Annotated in this window: 19 protein-coding genes and 1 tRNA gene; 8 read left to right on the forward strand and 12 right to left on the reverse strand. The window is 46.2% G+C overall.

The features are described 5' to 3' along the window. Nucleotides 1-190: 190 nt before the first annotated feature. The 3 genes from C7460_RS08115 to C7460_RS08125 form a co-directional block, all read right to left on the reverse strand. A tRNA-Leu gene (locus tag C7460_RS08115) sits at nt 191-272 on the reverse strand. A 203-nt stretch (nt 273-475) separates the two neighbouring features. Next, complete coding sequence (locus C7460_RS08120; protein ID WP_115867600.1) at nt 476-1,057, reverse strand: T9SS type A sorting domain-containing protein; 582 nt, start codon at nt 1,055-1,057, stop codon at nt 476-478. Between the two features lie 303 nt (nt 1,058-1,360). Continuing rightward, nucleotides 1,361-2,368, reverse strand: a complete 1,008-nt coding sequence (locus tag C7460_RS08125; RefSeq protein WP_115867601.1) for an SRPBCC family protein — start codon at nt 2,366-2,368, stop codon at nt 1,361-1,363. A gap of 57 nt (nt 2,369-2,425) precedes the next feature. Here C7460_RS08125 and C7460_RS08130 point away from each other — a divergent pair, with 57 nt between their 5' ends. The 4 genes from C7460_RS08130 (at nt 2,426) to C7460_RS08145 (ending at nt 5,239) form a co-directional block, all read left to right on the forward strand. Continuing rightward, nucleotides 2,426-2,812 carry an RDD family protein gene (locus C7460_RS08130; protein WP_115867602.1) on the forward strand — a complete coding sequence of 129 codons (387 nt, stop codon included), beginning with the start codon at nt 2,426-2,428 and terminating at the stop codon, nt 2,810-2,812. A gap of 75 nt (nt 2,813-2,887) precedes the next feature. Continuing rightward, nucleotides 2,888-3,481: a TIGR00645 family protein gene (locus C7460_RS08135; RefSeq protein WP_115867603.1), complete on the forward strand. Its 594-nt coding sequence runs from the start codon at nt 2,888-2,890 to the stop codon at nt 3,479-3,481. Nucleotides 3,482-3,614: 133 nt separating this feature from the next. Further along, nucleotides 3,615-4,859, forward strand: a complete 1,245-nt coding sequence (locus C7460_RS08140; protein WP_115867604.1) for a cystathionine gamma-synthase family protein — start codon at nt 3,615-3,617, stop codon at nt 4,857-4,859. A gap of 5 nt (nt 4,860-4,864) precedes the next feature. Beyond that, nucleotides 4,865-5,239, forward strand: a complete 375-nt coding sequence (locus C7460_RS08145; protein ID WP_115867605.1) for a DUF4260 domain-containing protein — start codon at nt 4,865-4,867, stop codon at nt 5,237-5,239. Here C7460_RS08145 and C7460_RS08150 read toward each other — a convergent pair. Together C7460_RS08150 and C7460_RS08155 are read right to left on the reverse strand one after the other, a co-directional pair. Beyond that, a complete protein-coding gene (locus C7460_RS08150) occupies nt 5,169-5,849 on the reverse strand; it encodes a TFIIS N-terminal domain-containing protein (RefSeq protein WP_115867606.1) in 681 nt (226 codons plus the stop codon). The two genes, C7460_RS08145 and C7460_RS08150, sit on opposite strands and share 71 nt — an antisense overlap. A gap of 5 nt (nt 5,850-5,854) precedes the next feature. Next, on the reverse strand, nt 5,855-6,430 hold the full coding sequence (locus C7460_RS08155) for a hypothetical protein (protein ID WP_115867607.1): 576 nt from the start codon (nt 6,428-6,430) through the stop codon (nt 5,855-5,857). 221 nt (nt 6,431-6,651) lie between these two features. Here C7460_RS08155 and C7460_RS08160 point away from each other — a divergent pair, with 221 nt between their 5' ends. The 3 genes from C7460_RS08160 (at nt 6,652) to C7460_RS08170 (ending at nt 9,585) form a co-directional block, all read left to right on the forward strand. Next, entirely contained in the window at nt 6,652-7,809 is a 1,158-nt protein-coding gene (locus tag C7460_RS08160; RefSeq protein ID WP_115867608.1) for a methyl-accepting chemotaxis protein, read from the forward strand. A 65-nt stretch (nt 7,810-7,874) separates the two neighbouring features. Continuing rightward, on the forward strand, nt 7,875-9,032 hold the full coding sequence (locus C7460_RS08165; protein WP_262511846.1) for a methyl-accepting chemotaxis protein: 1,158 nt from the start codon (nt 7,875-7,877) through the stop codon (nt 9,030-9,032). Next, the gene (locus C7460_RS08170; RefSeq protein ID WP_115867610.1) at nt 9,025-9,585 is read left to right on the forward strand and encodes a pentapeptide repeat-containing protein; all 561 of its coding nucleotides are present in this window, start codon (nt 9,025-9,027) and stop codon (nt 9,583-9,585) included. The genes C7460_RS08165 and C7460_RS08170 overlap by 8 nt, the downstream gene beginning before the upstream one ends. Before the next feature lie 66 nt (nt 9,586-9,651). Here C7460_RS08170 and azu read toward each other — a convergent pair whose 3' ends face one another. Then, complete coding sequence (gene azu, locus C7460_RS08175) at nt 9,652-10,176, reverse strand: azurin (protein WP_115867735.1); 525 nt, start codon at nt 10,174-10,176, stop codon at nt 9,652-9,654. 107 nt (nt 10,177-10,283) lie between these two features. Further along, nucleotides 10,284-10,634 (reverse strand): HepT-like ribonuclease domain-containing protein, encoded by a 351-nt coding sequence (locus tag C7460_RS08180; RefSeq protein WP_115867611.1) that lies wholly within the window; start codon nt 10,632-10,634, stop codon nt 10,284-10,286. 63 nt (nt 10,635-10,697) lie between these two features. On the opposite strand from C7460_RS08180, the gene C7460_RS08185 reads away from it, so the two are divergent. Continuing rightward, nucleotides 10,698-12,965: a TonB-dependent receptor domain-containing protein gene (locus C7460_RS08185; protein ID WP_115867612.1), complete on the forward strand. Its 2,268-nt coding sequence runs from the start codon at nt 10,698-10,700 to the stop codon at nt 12,963-12,965. 502 nt (nt 12,966-13,467) lie between these two features. Here C7460_RS08185 and C7460_RS08195 read toward each other — a convergent pair. From C7460_RS08195 to C7460_RS08215, 5 genes are read right to left on the reverse strand one after another with little or no spacing between them, the layout of a single operon-like run. Next, the gene (locus C7460_RS08195; RefSeq protein WP_115867614.1) at nt 13,468-13,878 is read right to left on the reverse strand and encodes a GlcG/HbpS family heme-binding protein; all 411 of its coding nucleotides are present in this window, start codon (nt 13,876-13,878) and stop codon (nt 13,468-13,470) included. Beyond that, the gene (locus C7460_RS08200; protein WP_115867615.1) at nt 13,875-14,990 is read right to left on the reverse strand and encodes a bile acid:sodium symporter family protein; all 1,116 of its coding nucleotides are present in this window, start codon (nt 14,988-14,990) and stop codon (nt 13,875-13,877) included. Before C7460_RS08200 ends, C7460_RS08195 begins: the two co-directional genes overlap by 4 nt. Continuing rightward, nucleotides 14,987-15,991: an aldo/keto reductase gene (locus C7460_RS08205; RefSeq protein ID WP_115867616.1), complete on the reverse strand. Its 1,005-nt coding sequence runs from the start codon at nt 15,989-15,991 to the stop codon at nt 14,987-14,989. The genes C7460_RS08200 and C7460_RS08205 overlap by 4 nt, the downstream gene beginning before the upstream one ends. Nucleotides 15,992-16,004: 13 nt before the next feature. Beyond that, the gene (locus tag C7460_RS08210; protein ID WP_115867617.1) at nt 16,005-17,201 is read right to left on the reverse strand and encodes a glycoside hydrolase family 88 protein; all 1,197 of its coding nucleotides are present in this window, start codon (nt 17,199-17,201) and stop codon (nt 16,005-16,007) included. After that, nucleotides 17,201-18,430: a DUF4861 family protein gene (locus C7460_RS08215; RefSeq protein WP_170147934.1), complete on the reverse strand. Its 1,230-nt coding sequence runs from the start codon at nt 18,428-18,430 to the stop codon at nt 17,201-17,203. Before C7460_RS08215 ends, C7460_RS08210 begins: the two co-directional genes overlap by 1 nt. Nucleotides 18,431-18,477: the final 47 nt, after the last annotated feature.

The raw sequence follows: 18,477 nt of genomic DNA on the forward strand, positions 1-18,477 counted from the left end.
TCGGCTTCCTTCATGCAGGTCTTCACAGACAATACACTTGCCGCTCAGCTAGTACTTCCCCTCATCGGGCGTACAGAGGACTTGTCCCTTTTTTTAAAAAAAAAAAAAAAACTCACCTCCAAGTATTTGCGCCCTGCCGGGCGCACGCATAAAAAAACCCTGACAATCTATAGATTGCCAGGGTTTTCAGTACCTGAGGCCGGAATCGAACCGGCACTCCTTGCGGAACACGAGTTTGAGTCGTGCGCGTCTACCAGTTCCGCCACTCAGGCATCCGTTCAGAGTAGTTTCACCCTACCCTGCTGATAAACGGATGGCAAAAGTATTTAAAGCATTCTTTTAAAACAAGGCTTTACCTTAGAAAGCAAAAACAAAAAACAACACCCCTTCCGACATCAATAATCAGTAAGGTGTATACCAAAAAAAAGGCGCCCACTGAGCGCCTCTTTTCACCTATTAGTCACATTTACCTAAACTAAAACTCGAATTTTTCTTCTTTGATCAACTGATCATCATGATACAGCAGAAATGTTACTGCACCACTTTTAAGGTTAGAAAAATTGTATTTCTTATGAACCTGATGCGTATCAGCAAAAGCCTCTTTGTATACCTGGTTTCGGTCATCATCCAGGATTACCAACGTCATATCCTTACCGTCTTTGTGAGATCCTACTACAGAGATAGCCTTACCATCCCATGGAGTGAGAATGAAGTTGAACCCACTGATGTCGCCAATAGTCAACTCTTCAATGTAAAGCTCTTCTGCAGTAGCTACCTGCATTTCGTATGTTCCTTTAGGAAGATTGGAAAGATCAAATTTCTTCACAAAACCTGAAGACTTGAAATTTTCCTTATAAACAAGCTGATCAACTTCGTCAAAAATTTGAATCTTAACATTCTCCTCTTTTGCAGCCTGATAAATCACTTTGTAAAGCTTGTCTTCTTCTTCCGCTACGATCTTGCATACCGTTGCAAGATAAGCAGTGTCTGCTGCGCTTACCATCGTGGCACTCAAAACTATTAAAAGTGCCAGTACGTGTTTGATTGAATGTTTCATAGTATTATTCATTTGCGTTATGAATTATGATACAAAGGTCAATCAAAACCGACCTAATTCGCAAGCTTTAAGGCATTTTATTAGATGAATTAATTGTTAAGTTCTAAATATTTATAATTTTCATAATTGGACTCACCCCGATTGCTTAGATCGCAATTTACCCCCCTGTTGCAATGGTTTTCATTGCATTTTTTATACCCCATTTGGTAATATTCCAATAATCACCATAATTATTCGGAAATACACCCAATTAATCTATATAAATCGAAAGTATATTCTGACTGAAATAGTCAAAGCGAAATTTTATTCTACAGGATAGAAAACACGCGTGAGCCATTGGGTAGAATCCGCATAAGATTCAGGGCCAGATACGTACTGCTCCCATGGATTCCCGGCAGTTTCATAGTTATAGTACAGTGAAAACTTCATGAGTTCGTCGTAGGCTTTGGCCAATTCACTATGTGGTCCCGTAAAGTCTGCCTGAATGGCAAAACCAGGATTTAGCTCACTAACCTGAAAATCGGCCAACTCCATCTCCGGGCTGATCGCCACAGGTACTCCGCATTCGAAACTCACCAGCTCCCGGTCAAATCTACGAAACACCACCATACGAGGACCAAGTGGCTCGATGCCCTTCACTGCCAGATAAGCATATATATCACCGAAATGTTGAGCCATGCGTGTAGCCATGAGAGCTGGGTCATTTACTGTGGAATCAGGTACCGCCAGATAATGCTGTGTGGATATTTCCGTGAGGTGTACATTATACTTAAACACCGGCGCACTTTCCACTCGCTCTTTTAGCTGCTGAAGGCCGCTTTCATAATCCGCCCCCAAAAAGCCATCGATACCGAGCATGAAAATTTTAGAAAGCCCCTTTACCTGATTTTCGTTGTAGGTCCAGGTCACCTCTGTCCCTCCTGCAGTAGGCGCCAGGAGAAAAGAAGCCACAGGTTCACTGGGGTAACCCTCAAACCTCATTTTGCAAACCACTTTATGATTTTTCTCAACAGCCACTATCTCCATAGACCCATCGCCCACATCAGGGTTCTGACTAGACCAGTGAAAAGCTGCCCCCTCTCCAAAGGAAGGACCTTCATAGGTAAACTTCGTTTTAGGGTCACGCTGGGCCCATGGCGACCAGGTATTGAAATTCCGAAAAGAGATCAACTCCTGATATACCTCCTGAGGTGAAGCCCTAATCACCACGCTGCGTTCCATATGAGCCTCGTCGGGCAAAAAATAGACTGCTCCAAAAATTGTGACCACTAAAAGCAATAAAATCACCAATAAAACCTTTATCGCTTTCATCTCTAGGTATCTTGTTGTTGTTTTTCCAATTTAGCTCAAATAAACCTAAAATACGGAATGACATACGCTGGCTTTTGGCCACGGCTAATGGCCCATAATATTGACCTGCTTATCCTCCTCCCCTGTTACTACCTGTTGAGTTTTGGAATAGATTCCAACAGGTGGTTATTCGTTGCCTGCAGTGTCTTCACGCTGTTATATGAAATTCTATTTGTCAGTAGCAAATGGAATGCCACACCCGGTAAACGTTGGATGAAACTGAAAGTTGTAGACCAACATGGGCAACCTCCTTCACCCTGGAGGTGTGCAGCACGTACACTTATTAAAATAGTCTCGGCGCTCACCTTTTTCATTGGCTTTTTGGTGGTAGCCCTCCACCCTGCCAAACGCGGGCTTCACGACCTATTCTCAAATACTTTCGTCATATTTGTGAAGAATGATTGATTTTTCATTTTGATCATTCGCAATTCAAAATGATATTATCGTATATTTCGGCTTTCATAACTATAGATATTGAAAATGGCACAAGATTCAGGCATCAAAAAGTTTGAGAATTTTTTCGAAGGATTCATGTTTTGGAGTAGATGGGTACAGGCCCCTCTCTATACCGGTCTTATTTTAGGATCATTCCTCTATCTGGTAAAGTTTTTTCAGGAACTCTACCACACTTTTCAGCAAACAACTACACTCCACGAAACTGAGATGATGCTTCGCATCCTCGGGCTGGTGGACATCTCCATGGTAATGAACCTGGTAGTAATGGTAACTATAGGTGGATATTCCATCTTTACCAGTAGAATAGATGTAGACTCGCATGAAGACAAGCCGCTCTGGCTGGAAGACCTTGATGCTGGTCAGCTAAAGATTAAACTTGCAACCTCACTGGCATCCATCTCCGGGGTACAGCTCCTCAAGACTTTTATAGATTATCGTGAGGCAGAGCAAAAAGCCGGAGCCGAAGGAATCATCATCGAGATTGTGATCCACATGGTATTCATCATCTCGGCACTTCTCCTCGCACAAACTGAGAAAATTACGCACAGCTACAAGCACGGACATGCCGCCGCACTCAAGTTTGGTGATGGCACTAAAGAAGAGGAAGACGAACACTAAAAGTCTTCTTTGACAGACTTAAGAAAAGCCCCTGCTAAGAACATTTAGCAGGGGCTTTATTTTTTGTGGTCAGCAGCGCAGTTTGGGAAGAAATAGTATCTTCGAGCGAAGTACAACAACTACCCCAAACAACATGACCTACACCCCAAAACCCGAGAGTCTAATGATGACTCATGGCTACAAACCAGAGCTATCTGAGGGAGCCATCAAATGCCCAATTTTCCAAACCTCCACATTTGTTTTTAAGACCGCCCAGGAAGGCAAAGCTTTTTTCGAAGTAGCCTATGGCAAACGTGAAAAGCTACCCAACGAAGAGCTGGGATTGATCTATAGCCGCATCAACAACCCCGATCTGGAGATCCTGGAAAACCGCCTGTGCCTGTGGGACCAGGCCGAGGACTGTGCGGTATTCGAAAGCGGCATGTCTGCCATCACTACAGTACTTCTGGAGTTTTTGAAGCCTGGAGACCTACTGCTATATAGTCGCCCGATATACGGTGGCACTGATCATTTTATTCATCACTTCTTACCCAAAATGGGGATTGATGTTCTGGGATTTAAACCCGGCCAGAGTGAAGCAGAAATCCTACAGCTACTAGAAGCCTCCGGCAAAAAAAGCCAGCTAAAGATGATTTTCGTAGAAACACCGGCCAACCCTACCAATGACCTGATAGACCTCTCCTGCTGCCGACGTATAGCCGATCAGCTGGAGCAGGACGAGCGCATACTCATCGCCACTGACAATACATACATGGGACCGCTCTGGCAGCACCCCCTCCAGCACGGAGCAGACCTGGTGATGTACTCAGCCACCAAATACATAGGAGGCCATAGCGACATCATTGCCGGTGCAGTGCTCGGCTCCAAGCCACTGCTACAGCGTGTAAAAACACTGCGCACCTTTCTGGGCAATATGGCTGGACCCTGGACCGGATGGCTCATGATGCGCTCCCTAGAGACACTCAAGGTACGCATGGAAGAACAACAGAAAAATGCCCAACAGGTAGCTAAACACCTTGCAGACCATCCTAAAGTAGCCAGTGTAAACTACCTCGGACTCTTACAGCCTGGCGATCGTGGCTATGACATCTTCAGCAGACAGTGCCTTGGAAGTGGGGCCATGGTTTCATTTGAAATCAAAGGTGGCGAATCGGAAGCATTCACTTTCCTGAACCACCTCAAGCTCATCAAACTTGCCGTAAGTCTCGGCAGCACCGAGAGCCTGGCCCAGCACCCCAAGTCCATGACGCATGCCGGAGTGGACGATGAAGACCTTAAAACCATGCAAATTACTGACGCAAAGATCAGACTCTCTATAGGTGTAGAACACCACCAGGATATTATATGGGATATCGATCAGGCTTTACATCACGTGTAACAACCATGAATCAACTCTTAAAACTAGAAGAACTGGGCATTTTCGTATTAGCGATAGTGGGATTTAACATACTTCCTTATACATGGTGGTATTTTCCAGCGCTGTTGCTTTTGCCAGATATCGGCATGCTAGGGTATCTGGCAGGCTCCCGGGTAGGAGCGATTTGCTACAATTTTTTCCACCACCGCTTGCTAGCCAGCACATTGCTACTTGCTGGTTGGTATTTCCAAATGGATCAGTTGTATTTGGCAGGGATCATCCTCATAGCCCACATTTCGCTAGACCGAATGTTAGGGTATGGATTAAAGTTTAGTGATTCCTTTGCTCATACCCATCTTGGTTGGCTAAAGAATACTGCATCGGAGCATGATCAAAAGTAACCTCCAGGTCTCGAATCTCGTGCAAGATACCTGTCAGCGTTTTCTGCTGATAGGTATCTGACAGATGCTTAGACTTCAGCACCTCGTACATAGAGGCGTATATATCTATTTCATAGTCCTTCTTAGTACCCTCCGAGAGAATCAGCGCCTTCTTGGTGATGTACATTGCTTTGCGCAAAGACTTATTGAGCTCGTCAGCTTTGTTTTCTTCTCCCACACAGGCGAGCGCATGCTCCACTTGCAGGTAAGCCATAGCCAACAGCGCCCTTACATAGCAGTCATTGACCATTTCTGTATCCGGCACTCTGCTGAGATAAGCATCACGCATTTTGACTAGCGAAGGCAGCACCTCGTCCACCAGTTCCTGTCCAGATTTATGGTTGAGCCTGTCGCGCAGCAAGTACATCTTTCGTATAGCTGTAGACAGCTCCTGCTGACTCCTGTCATAATCTTCTTCTTGCAGATAGAGCTTAGAGTTAAACAAACAAATCACAGGTTCAATCGCTGTTTGTGTGAGCGTAACAGGCTGTACAGCCTGCTGAAATGCATCGATCACAAACAGGATATTGAAAGCAAACAGAGCAAATGTGAGGTATCGCAGTGGCCTCATAGGCTTTAGTTCGGGTGATTTTCTGAAAGCAACTTCACCTCCTTCACCTGATCTGGGTGAATGTGATGGATGTGCTTATCTATACTTACTACCTTCTTATCGATGTGCTTCAAAAACTTTCCCAGCTTAGTTTCCAGGACGAGTCGTTGCCCATCATAAGAGTACATTCCAGAGGCTTTTTGCAACTCTTCCTTGTTGCGCTCCAGATCTCGACGCGACAGACAGCTTTCCTTGAGAAAGCTCACAAATGACTTTACACCGTATTCAGCTTCAAACTGCTGCAACTCTTTCATGGTCTTGCGGTATTCATGACTACTAATCTCCAGCTCCACCGTAGGATCCTTCATTAGATCTAGCAACACAGAATCGTAGTGATGAATCAGAGAAAGTATCTCCAGGGTATTGTTCCTGAATTTGGCATCATTGCAAAGTAGTCCGAGCCCATCATAGGTCTTGAGTACATCTGATGCTTCCAGCCAGTGCTCCGTGAGCAGATCATATTCCTCCTCGATACTCGTTTGAGCAAACAAAGTGCTGATCGTACTCAGACTTAAAAAAATCAATACCGCTGTTCTTTTCATATTGGTCAAAAAGTCTATTTTCTCAACATCAAAAGTACCGCAGTAAATCGCCAGTTTTTATCGGAGTAATTCACCAAAAAAAGGTCATTATAAATGCCGATATCTGGCATCCGTAAAACCACGTACCCGCCAAAATTAACCCAAGCATAACTCCCCGAATTCACGGTTTCAGCCACTCATCATTAATCTTGCAGATACGTTCACCCATTAGTGAGTAATTGATGCAGATATTTCGAGGGCTTTCAGGTAAATTCTTAATTCCATATGGTCTCACCTTGCTTTTTGGAGGCTGGACATATTTCACCGTTAGTAATATGCTGGAGTATGAAGCCTTGCAAAAAAGTTTTCTAGCGATAAAACTAGATGTGCTAGAACTACGCAAACACGAAAAAGACTTTTTGGCCCGAGCCTATAAAGACACTACTTTCATCAATACCGGGAACAATGAGTACCTTACAGCTCATCGCACGATCAGCCACCACCTCACCTCCCACCTTGACAGTCTCTCTCAGCACGGGAAAGTGGACGCTGTGCGTGCCAATGAAGCAAAAAAACTACTTACCAACTATTCAAGCACGTTTAATGAGTTGGCTACTCAGATTCAAGTCAAAGGTTTTAAAGACCATGGGCTGGTAGGAAAGCTAAGAGGAGCGATTCATTCGATAGAAAATGCCAATATCACTTACAACAGGGCGTATATGCTCATGCTTCGGCGCCACGAAAAAGACTTTTTCTTAAGAAATGACCTACAGTATCTGAAGAAGTTTGACCAGGCTGTAACTGACTTTCGAAAGCACCTAAATCAGCGCGTGGTAAGCGGCTCTCAAAGAAAAGAGCTACTACAACTACTGGACACGTACCAACAGCACTTCCATGAAGTGGTAAGTATCCAACAGGCAATAGGTCTCACAGAAAACAAAGGATTACACGGTGAGCTTCGCCATGCCATTCATCAGCTAGTACCCTATCTGGATGAGTTTATTCGCATCAACCAGACAAGAATAGATCAACGACAACAAGTCAGTCTGATCTCCCTAATTGGCTTTTTTGTCGTGATTGTGAGTATTGGAATCATCATACTCAGGGTTCATATCCGTAAAATCACCCGAAACATCAACCTCATCAACCACAACGCCCACCTCCTCTCCCAAGGTGAGTTCCCTGTAAAGAAGCGAGTAAACTCCCGTGATGAGCTCGGCCAGGCACACCATGCACTCAATCGCCTGACGGATGGACTGATTGCCAAAACACAATTTGCCAACGACATACGAAACGGCAAACTAGACACTCATGTGGAGCTTCTAAGTAACAATGATCTGCTCGGCGCCTCACTGATAGAAATGAGGGACAATCTGGCCACTGTAGTGAAAAAGCAATAGAGGAAGCTGGAATTAAAGGTAACCTTGGTGTACGCATAGATATCAGCAACCGCAGAGGAGCCTGGCTGGAGCTGAGCAAAGCCATCAACCATCTATTGGATTCTTTCTCGGAACCTTTCCAGCACATCAATAGCATCGCCAATGCACTGGCCAACGGCGACCTCACCCAGCGCTACGAGGCTAGCACTCAAGGTGATATTCAAAAAACTACCCAAAACATCAATCATGGCCTGGACAAAGTACAGTCACTTCTCAACCAAATTGCTTCCAGAGCAACTGAGATAGGTCAGTCCTCCGCTGAGCTCAACAGCTCCAGCCATGAGATGAAATACAACACAACAGAAATTGCCTCAGCAGTATCACAAATGAGCAATGGTTCAGCACATCAGCTAACCAAAGTGGATGAAGCCTCTGCTCTAATCGAGCATGCATTCAACTACAGCAACACGACAGACAAAATCTCCAAACAAATCTTTGAAACAGCTCAGCAGGGTAAAGCAACAAGCGAAGAGGGCGCTCAGATTGTCAACAATTTTATTGCTGCTATAGATACCATCGCCGAAACTTCCCAGTCTACACGCCTACTGATGGACTCGCTCGTGGACCGCTCCAAAGAGATAGACCGGGTACTGAAAGTAATTGCCGAAATCTCCGCTCAAACCAACCTACTCGCACTAAATGCTGCAATAGAAGCCGCCCAGGCTGGCGACGCTGGACGCGGGTTTGCTGTGGTAGCAGATGAAATTCGCAAACTTGCCGAAAGCTCCAAAAACTCTACGCGAGAGATCGAACAAATCGTAAAAGACATTCAGCGTGAAACGTCTGAAACTGAAAATGCCATCCAGCAGATGGATCGGCACGTAAAGGATGGACATAGCGCCTCCAAAAACGCCACCCGCGCCTTTGAAGACACTGCAAGTATGGCCGAAAAAACGGTAGCACTGTCGGAACAAATACTAGATGCTACAGGCAAACAAAAAGAAGACCTGGCCAATGTAGTGCGCATCACTGAGAGCGTAGTAGTGATAGCTGAGCAATCGGCCTCCGGCTCCGAAGAAATTGCCTCCTCTACTTCCCAATTATCACAAGGAATGAGTCTTTTCAGTGAAAAATTTGACCGACTCGCTTATATTGCCACCTCTCTTGAAGAGGGGCTGACTCACTTCAAACTACATAAAGACTCAACTACCTACACCAAAGACGCTGAATTGTCGCATGAGTGAAATAGACCTGTTTGATCAATCCTTAGAAGGACTACAAACCCTACAGTCGGGAAAATACGAAAACTGCACGTTTCGCAACTGTCACCTGGAAGGTACCAACCTATCAGAAAGTGAGTTTATAGATTGTGAGTTTATCTCCTGCGACCTGAGCAACACCACCTTGACCAACACTGGACTAAAGGACGTCAGGTTTTCCAACTGCAAGTTATTAGGGCTTCATTTTGAAGACTGCAATCCTTTTTTGCTCGAAGTGCATTTTGAGAAATGTCAGCTGGACCTATCCACTTTTTATGGGTTGAAGCTCCCAAAAACAAGATTTCATCAGTGCTCCCTGCGGGAAGTAGATTTTACCGAAAGTGATCTCAGCCAAAGCAGCTTCGGAGGATGTGATCTCTCAGGGGCTACTTTTGAGCGCACCAACCTGACCAAAGCAGACCTCCGAGAAGCGGAGCATTTCAACATCAACCCGAATCTAAACACGCTGAAAAAAGCCAGGTTTAGCCGCATGGACCTGGCCGGGCTTCTCACTACGTTTGATCTGGACATTCGATAAAAAAAATGCTTTGACCAGAAACTCATCCTGATCAAAGCACTTTCTATAGATACTTTTTGATCGACCTTATTTGGGCTGCACTACAAAGTCACCCTGCATAACTCCCCAGTGACCTGGAAAACTACAGATAAACTTGTAATACCCAGCTGCTGGGGCTTCGAAGGTAATCGTAGCCTCTTCGCCTCCACCAATTACAGGCGTGTGAGCTATCACCCAGTCGAGCTTATCCTGAGGAATATAGTCGGTATCAGGAGCTGAAGTAGCCGCTGCTCCAAACACGGCAGGGTCAGCTTTGGCCGCCAGTAGCACCCAATTGTGTCCCATTGAGCCCTTTGGCATAGAGCCTACATGCTTCAGTGTGAGCGTCACCACCTGACCTTCGGTCACTTTCAGCTCGTCTTTGTTAAACTTCATATTGTCGGTGCCCTCTATTACCAGCGCTACCGAATCAGGCACTGCAGTCGCACTTTCTGCTGCCGGGGCTTCCGCTACCTCTTTACTGGCCGCTTGTTCCTTAGTACCACCACCTCCACAGGCTGACATCAAGACCGCAACCAGTACTACAGCTAAATAATTTTTAAGTATGTTCATGGTAAAAGTATTGGTTATTTTTTTGCGCAATATACATCAGATCAACCCAATATCCTGCGCACATTATAACTGTACCCTATGCATATTTTGACTACATTTTGTAAGCTTCATGATTGCAACTCACCTATTGTAGCTTCTATCTCGTCGGCAATGGCTTCCAGGTCATTGTGTATGAGATTCCATGTATTTTGATGATGCAACTCTGCCTCCTGGTGGTATCGGGCATTGCGCAGGTTGGAGAGCTGCGCCATCGATAGGCTATTTACCAGCTCGTCAGTAGCATGCTCTGAAACTTCATGAGCAATTTGACCTATCTCCTGTAGGTACTCATACACTGCCTCTTTAGTCTGTTCTTCTTTACGAAACTCTTCCAATGTCCGGCCAGATACAGCAGATTTTATCGCTGCTATATTGCTGACAATTTGATTTAAGTGTTGTGTAATCTCTTGCTTTTCCATGTCCTTTTCCTTTTGATTTGTAACCTCATAACCTTTTGACCCCCAGTATTTGTTTTACTCTCTATGACACACCACTCCCTCACTTTTGCTTTTATCTGTATGCTGGCAGCCTGCGCTCACGGCCAAACTACTCTGTCTGGAAAAATCTCCGATGCAACTACTGGTGCCGAACTGGCCGGGGCACTCATCATTACACCTGATGACACCACGACATCCAATACTCAAGGGCAGTTTGAAATAACTGTAAAAACACTTCCTACAACGCTTACAGTGACCTACCTGGGCTACGAAACCTACCACACGTCCACTACTGACAAAAAGCTATACATCCCCCTGCAACCGACCAGCCTCACACTCAATGAAATAATGGTAATTAGTGGGACCAACCCCAAACAACTCAACCACACACCAGCTAGTGTGCGCATCATCAGCCTTCAGATGCTCCGGCGAGATGATCCATTCACCATTACCAATGCCATGAACAGAACGCCGGGAGTAATGGTCCACACCGGCACTTCCACCACTAATAGAATAACACTGCGAGGCATCGGATCGCGCACGCCTTATGGCACCAGCAAGGTGAAAGCCTACTACGAAAACATCCCGCTAACAGATGGCAGTGGCAACTCCACGCTTGAAGATATCGATCAACAGCTCATTGGTCGCATGACGATCACCAAAGGACCGGCATCCAGCACCTATGGAGCAGGCCTGGGAGGTGTCATTCGGCTAGATGCCCCTACCCCAGCACCCTACAGCACTAACCTCACGAGTAGCTACACACTAGGGGCATTCGGGACTAGTCGAACGCTGCTCAGCGCACAGCACCACCAACAAGACTTTGATATTACTGCTACATATTCAGACTTACAGTCAGATGGCTTTCGCCAAAACAATCAACTGGACAAAAAGCAGTTCGGTATGACTGCACGCTGGAGAAAATCTGACCGCACATCATTCTCCTTTCTAGGTGTATTCACCAGGTTAAAAGCCTTTATACCTTCATCCATAAACGAGGGTGACTTTCAAAATGCGCCTAGAAAAGCTGCATTCACGTGGGCTAGCGCTAAAGGCTATGAAGCCTACGATAAGGGACTATTTGGGCTCACCTGGCACCAAAACCTCCCGCAAAAATGGAAATTAGAGAACTCCATTTTCGGTAGTTTTCGCGATGCGTATGAGCCACGACCATTCAACATACTGGATGAATCCACCCAATCGATAGGAAACCGAACCACAGCCACGCGCAAAACGGACAACTTATCTCTAACCATAGGTACAGAGCTATTCCATGACCATTATCAGTGGAAAACCTATGCCAATGAATATTCGGAAAACACCAATGGCAGTGTACAGGGTGACCAACTTTCAGATTTTGATGAAAAAAGACAGTATGCCAACCTTTTCGTGGAGATGGACTGGAAACTTTCTAACCTACTTACCCTGACTGCCGGCTCCAACCTAAACTACACCTACTATCAATTGGCAGACAACCTTCCTAATGAAGAAGACCTAAGTGGCACCTATGATTTTGGAGTAGTGCTATCACCTAAGCTAGGCATGCTCTATCAGATCAATGAACCAGTGACGCTCTTTGCGAATGTAAGTCACGGATTTTCACCCCCAACTTTGGAAGAAACCCTCCTACCTGACGGAGCCATTAATCCGGAAATCGCACCAGAAACCGGGTGGAATTTCGAAACAGGCACTCGCATCTCCACACCTCATTTTCAGCTGGATGCTGCTGCCTATTTTATGCCAATCAGAAACCTGCTGGTGGCTCAGCGAACGGCCGAAGATGCCTATGTGGGCGTCAATGCTGGTGTTAATCATCACTGGGGACTAGATCTGAGTACCAATTACCATTGGCAGGCAGGCCCCAATTATACTGTAAACACTTTTCTGAACACCTCACTGATGCGCTATACTTTTCGAGAGTTTGAACACCAGGATACCGACTACTCTGGAAATCAACTCACAGGCAGCCCTGAAATCATAGTAAACCCGGGCATAGAGCTAATCTCCGCTTCAGGAGTATACGGCAACCTAAATGGCCGCTATGTAGGTGCCATGCCCATAACTGACGCCAATGATCTCTACACCGACTCATACTGGGTAAGCAACCTTAAAATTGGGTATAAACATTCCTGGAAAGCACTAACTGTGGATGTGCACGGCGGGATCAACAACCTGACTGACACGCACTATGCCGGCATGGTACTAATCAACGCCCAGGGTTTTGGGGGCAGGGCACCACGCTATTACTACCCGGCAAACCCCAGAAACCTGTATGCAGGCTTACGGGTAAACTGGAAAATATTGGGCAACTAGAAAAACAGAAAGCTCCGATTTTCGGAGCTTTCTATGTTGTAAAACCAACGTTTGGCATTTGCCAAACATCCGCCGCAATGGTTAAGCGAAACCCAGAACGGATAACATCAGCAATATCAATGTCATTAGGATTGCTAGTCTTTTCATGTGCTTTTGGTTAGGGTTAATGTCTAGGCAAATTGGGGCTGCCCGCATTTTTTCGAAGACTAACAAAAGCGTTTTTGGATGGATAAAAAAGCTCTGAACGGGAAATTTGAGCTTTTTCAATGAAAAATACCCAAAAGTGGGTAGAGGAAATAGAGGGTTTTTTGAAAGAATTAGGTTTCGCTGAAAGCGATCATACTGATAGGAGTGAAATTAAACCGATAACCACAATTTTTAAGGGGATTGTGTGGCTTCCGCAATTTGAACACACATTTGATCAATCAAAAAAGGGCGACCCCTTGGGTCGCCCATGGATTCATCAGATGACTGACAAATCCTGCCTTAGTATTTTTCCCGTTTATAAGTCAGCAGTATCGACCAACAGTGCTTCGCTAGCAAGAGCCACTACTTCTTCATCTTCCTCTGGAGATAATCCACTCACTCCCATCCCCCCAATTACGAGTCCAGACTTTACAATGGGCAAACCTCCCCCCAAACAAGTCATCTGAGGGTCCACCCAGTTGGAAATATCCTTCTTATGCTCCTCGCTCCACTTTCCCAGCAGGTGCGTTGACTTACGCATGCGGGCGGCCGTATAGGCTTTGGCTCTTGCCAAAGGCCCAGTCTGCAGCCCTACGCCATTCATTCTGTAGAAAGCCACCAATTCACCGTGGGTATCGCACACAGCAATAGAGAGGGCTACTTCACGCTCTTCAGCGATTTTGACGGCCTCCCGTACCAATCGATTCGCATCTATACTATCCATCATACGGTTTCTAATTTTGATGTTGTTTCATGCTTTGCTTGTGGTGTCTTTTTGCTCCACCAGGTAGCCAGTGCCGAGCCGCTGATGTTCATCACTGGCCCATTTACCGCCGCAGCTAGTCCCAGTGTATTGATTTTACCCATAGAAGCGGCAATACCTGAAGCCAATCCTCCATTTTGCATACCCACCTCTATAGCTACCGTACGGCAGTCGTTTTCGGGCATACCAAACAATCGTGCTCCCCAATAGCCCAGGAAAAAACCACACGTCATATGGATAAACATCGCCACAATAAGCAGCGCACCTACATTGAGCAAACTATCCCTACCAGCTGCTGTGATGATCACAATGATCAGGACAATACCGATCATTGATAGCTTAGGCATAAAGCGGTCTAGCCAGGCAAACTTCCCATGGAGGAAGTGGTTAAACACCAGGCCTAAACCTACGGGAAGAATTACCATTTTGACCACTCCCCACATCATCCCCAGCACATCTACCTGTACAAACTCTCCACCGAGCATACTCATCAAAAATGGTGTAGCAATAGGTGCCAGTACTGTAGCCACGGAGGTGAGGGTGATTGATAGCGCCAGGTTTGCTTTAGCTATATGCGCCATCACATTGGATGCCAGCCCGCTAGGTGACGACCCTACCAGCACGATACCAGCCGCAATTTCATTGGGAAAACCGAACAAATGAGCGATGGTAAAACCAACAACAGGCATAATGGTAAACTGGCACAACAAACCTACGCCTACACCTTTAGGCATCTTAAGCACTCCCTGAAAATCACGCAAACTCATGGCCGTACCCACCCCAAACATAATCACCTGCAAGAGGGGCACGATGAGCTCCTTGTACTCAAAAGAGCCAGCTCGAGTAAGTGCTTCTGGGAAAGCCAGCGCCAGAGTGACCGCCGCAAAAATGAATAGTGTAAATGTCAGCTGACTAAAGGATCTGAATCGCTGCACGCCGATGGCCAGCGACAGCCAAAAACCTGAGAACAACACATTACCTAAAGTAACCTGACCAATAGCATATGCAGCAATAGCCGACAACAGCACAACTACTGACAGATAGAAAAAAACAGTATAGGTTTGATTGCTTTTCATAACTCCAGTTTCAAGCCATCTAGCAGACCATCGATTAATTCGATATCTTCAGCGTCGAGTTTAAACTCCAGAGCCCGTGCATTGTCTTTCATTTGATGCTTATCACGAGCGCCCACCAGCACAGAGGTGATTCCGGGCTGTTGTATGGTCCAGTTGATCACCAGCTGACTCAGGGTACAGTTCCATTTTTCTTTCAAGGGATGCAGGGCATCTAAAAACCCAACAATTTTCTCATGATTCCCTGCTTTAAACATCGGATTATTAGCTCGGTGGTCTCCTTCTCCAAACTGGTGGCCAGGACGTATTTTGCCAGTAAGCAGCCCTTTGTGCAAAATGGTATGAGCCAGTATGCCCACCTGATGGTCTTTGCAGTAAGGTACCAGCTCATCTTCTATGCTACGGTTTACCATACTGTAAGCCACCTGGTTGGTAGCGATGACGCCATTCGTATCTGCTTTGAGCAGGTCCACGCCAGAGTTGCACAGCCCCGCAGCACGGATCTTTCCTGCTTGTTTTAGCTCGCTTAGCGCCTCCAGTATTTCGTCCATAGGCGTCACAGACTCTGGCCAGTGCATCTGATAGAGGTCTATATAGTCCGTATTTAACCTGCGCAGGCTGGCCTCACACTCCGCTATGATACTGTCTCGTCCGTTGTATTTATAGATTTTTACCGGCGTACCGTCGTTTTGCTCTGAGTCGATAAAAAAATCACCTTTGGCCAGGTCCCACCGCATGCCAAACTTGGTGAGGATCTGCACCTGATGGCGCTTGCCCTGAATTGCTTCTCCTACAATAGACTCACTGGCGCCCATGCCATAGATAGGTGCGGTATCGATGGTAGTGATACCATTAGCAATAGCCGTATCGATGGCCTCCAGACCATCCGCTTTGCTGGCGCCACCCCAAAACCAGCCACCGATGGCAAATGCCCCATAGGTTATGGGTGAAACCTCAATATCCGTATTTGGGAGTATGACTCCCTGTTGTTCTAGTACATTCATTTTATCTCTTTTTTTACTTGGTCATTTCATCTGCTGCTACCATGAGTATACCGGGTACAAAACCCCTAAAACGTTCATTCATCCGATTGACATCTCTGGCTTCCGCAGGCTTGGCCCATGCTGTATATACATTGGTGACGTTACCCTGCTCATCCACGCTTTTTTGAATGTAGTCCCACCCTTTTTCGAAGAACTCACTGTACTGACTTGTGATCCACCCTTCTCTAGAAGCTTCTTTCATGGCCGAAAGACACATGGCCATCCCGGTTACTTCTTCCGGAGAGTTAGGGTCATCTACCAACACATGCAATCCGCCATTCTTACCCTGATGCTTTCTTACAGCTTTGGCGATAAGCTCTGCCTGCTCCGCGAAATATTCAAACCTGGGATGATCCGTAGGCAGGTTTCTGAGGAGCCCCACTATGGACCACAGCAACCACCCCTGAGACCTGCACCAATAAGTTTGGCCAATTTCGTCATTGAAAATACCTGTCCTGACCAGGCCAGTATCCTTGTTGAGAAACACATCTATTCCCGTATCGAGCTGTATGATGGCCTGCTTGTAATACATCTCACTAAGCTCGCCAGTGGTCAGATTACCAGCTATGGCATTGGCTCGAGTAGCCCAGTAAGTGGTATCCGGAATAGCAAACCTCGTAAAGTTACCATCATCATGCGCTACCATTCCATATTTATCCCGAGCACATTCGTGCAAAATAGCATCTGCTACATCCAAACAAACCTGACGGGCTGTTGAATTGTGCGTAAGCTTATAGAGGTCATGCACCGGAAAAGCCACCCCTAAATTGGCAGAATAAATACTGAAGGTAAGTGGCCCACGCCTGTTGATCCGCGCTCTGGCCTTGGTGATGTACTGAGCAAAATACTCCTCATCGGTCATTTTGCTATCGGTCTCCAGACGGTAATCAAACCACTCGGTAGCGTACTTATACGAAGCTGCATGTCCTCTTTTCGCAAAGCGGAGCAAGCCTTCGATTTGGATAGACCCGTCCCAGTTGGTGGTCATCTCACTGTAGGGCTTGTCCAATGCCTGCTCCACCATATTCTTGAGGTTTTCTGGCAGATTGTCTGGCAGATCACTCGTGAGTGACTCCAGCCAGTTGCCACTGGCAGATGCTATGCCCGGTGTGAGCATCATGTGTCCAATACCGGTGGCCATTAGTAGGTTCGTGAAAGTTCTTCTGTCCATTATATTCGGATGATTTCTATTTTATTTGATAGTTTATCGGCCTCCTGCTGTAGGTAGCGCTCAAAGTGCTCCTGAGTGGAGAAGTATTCATCGCTCATCTCCCAGCAAGCAAAAAACCAAATATCATTGTGCCCCTTACCACTTAGTTTCACATAGCTGGTATTGGCTATGGCTCCTCCGTCCCTGATAGCATCATGTCCTTGATACTGCTCATGAGCAAACATGATCGCCATGCCCAGGTGAGTAGCAGTACCGTCAGCTTGCGGTGCATACGTCCAGATAGAGGCCAACTTATCGTTGTGCCTGGTGTACAGGAGCGTATCGCTTTTAAAATTGGGCATGCCTACGGCTAGAGTGAGCGATGAATCACTAAGGCCTATTTCATTGTGATAGTAGTAGTTTCCTTTTTGAAGCGTCAGCTGCTCATAGCCGTTGATTTTTTTAGATCCAGCATCCCAGCCAGTAAATGTGATGCGGTGTGCGGCTGCCAGACTCCCTTCATAGCGCAGCTGGTACCTGCTCTTGTCTGCATCACCTAATCGGTAAAGCTGCCCCTCTTCGCTCACGGCCAGTCCACCCGCTCCCAGCGATTTACCCACCTGCAAGATGTCCATCCCCCAGTCGGCTGGCTTGTGCCAGCTACTGGCTATTCCCGCACGCTTGAGCACTGGCTGCTCCGTCAGCTTCCCATAGATATCTTTCCCATTGCGTGGATCAAAAAAAGTACGAAAGGCCACTTTATCATTTTCTATGCCCGGGCCTTCCAGGTGAAAAAACGGATCCCCAGCAGCCTGTACCGCTCCGCGCTTTCTGTCCATTTCATGTATTTCCAATCCCGTATATACCCCCTCTTTTCTCACTGAAAACGTAATACTATTTGCAGCTGACTCTTCTGACTGATGCTCTGCCTCCAGAAATGAAACTTCCTTTTGCTCAGCCGGACCAAAATCCAAAGCGATGAGCAACTGATCCCACAAACCATCCTGATCCAAATCTACATGCTGAACAGGAAGACCAGCAAACGCATCAGACGAGGCAGTGTAGTGTTTGGACAAATTCATGCCTTTCACATTTATAGTGACCACCTCACCGTTGCGGTGCAGATCGATCGGATTGACTAGCTGAAACCTAAGGTCTTGAGGATGTTCTTCACAGCCGAAAGCCAATACACAGCTCAGAAAAATCAGCAAGTGATGAAGGGTGGTAAATATGGTTTTTGGTTGTCGCACTATTCTTTTCGTCTCTACTAGTAAAGAGGTTTGAGCTCTTTGATTCT

Source organism: Marinoscillum furvescens DSM 4134 (assembly GCF_003386095.1).
GTDB lineage: Bacteria > Bacteroidota > Bacteroidia > Cytophagales > Cyclobacteriaceae > Marinoscillum > Marinoscillum furvescens.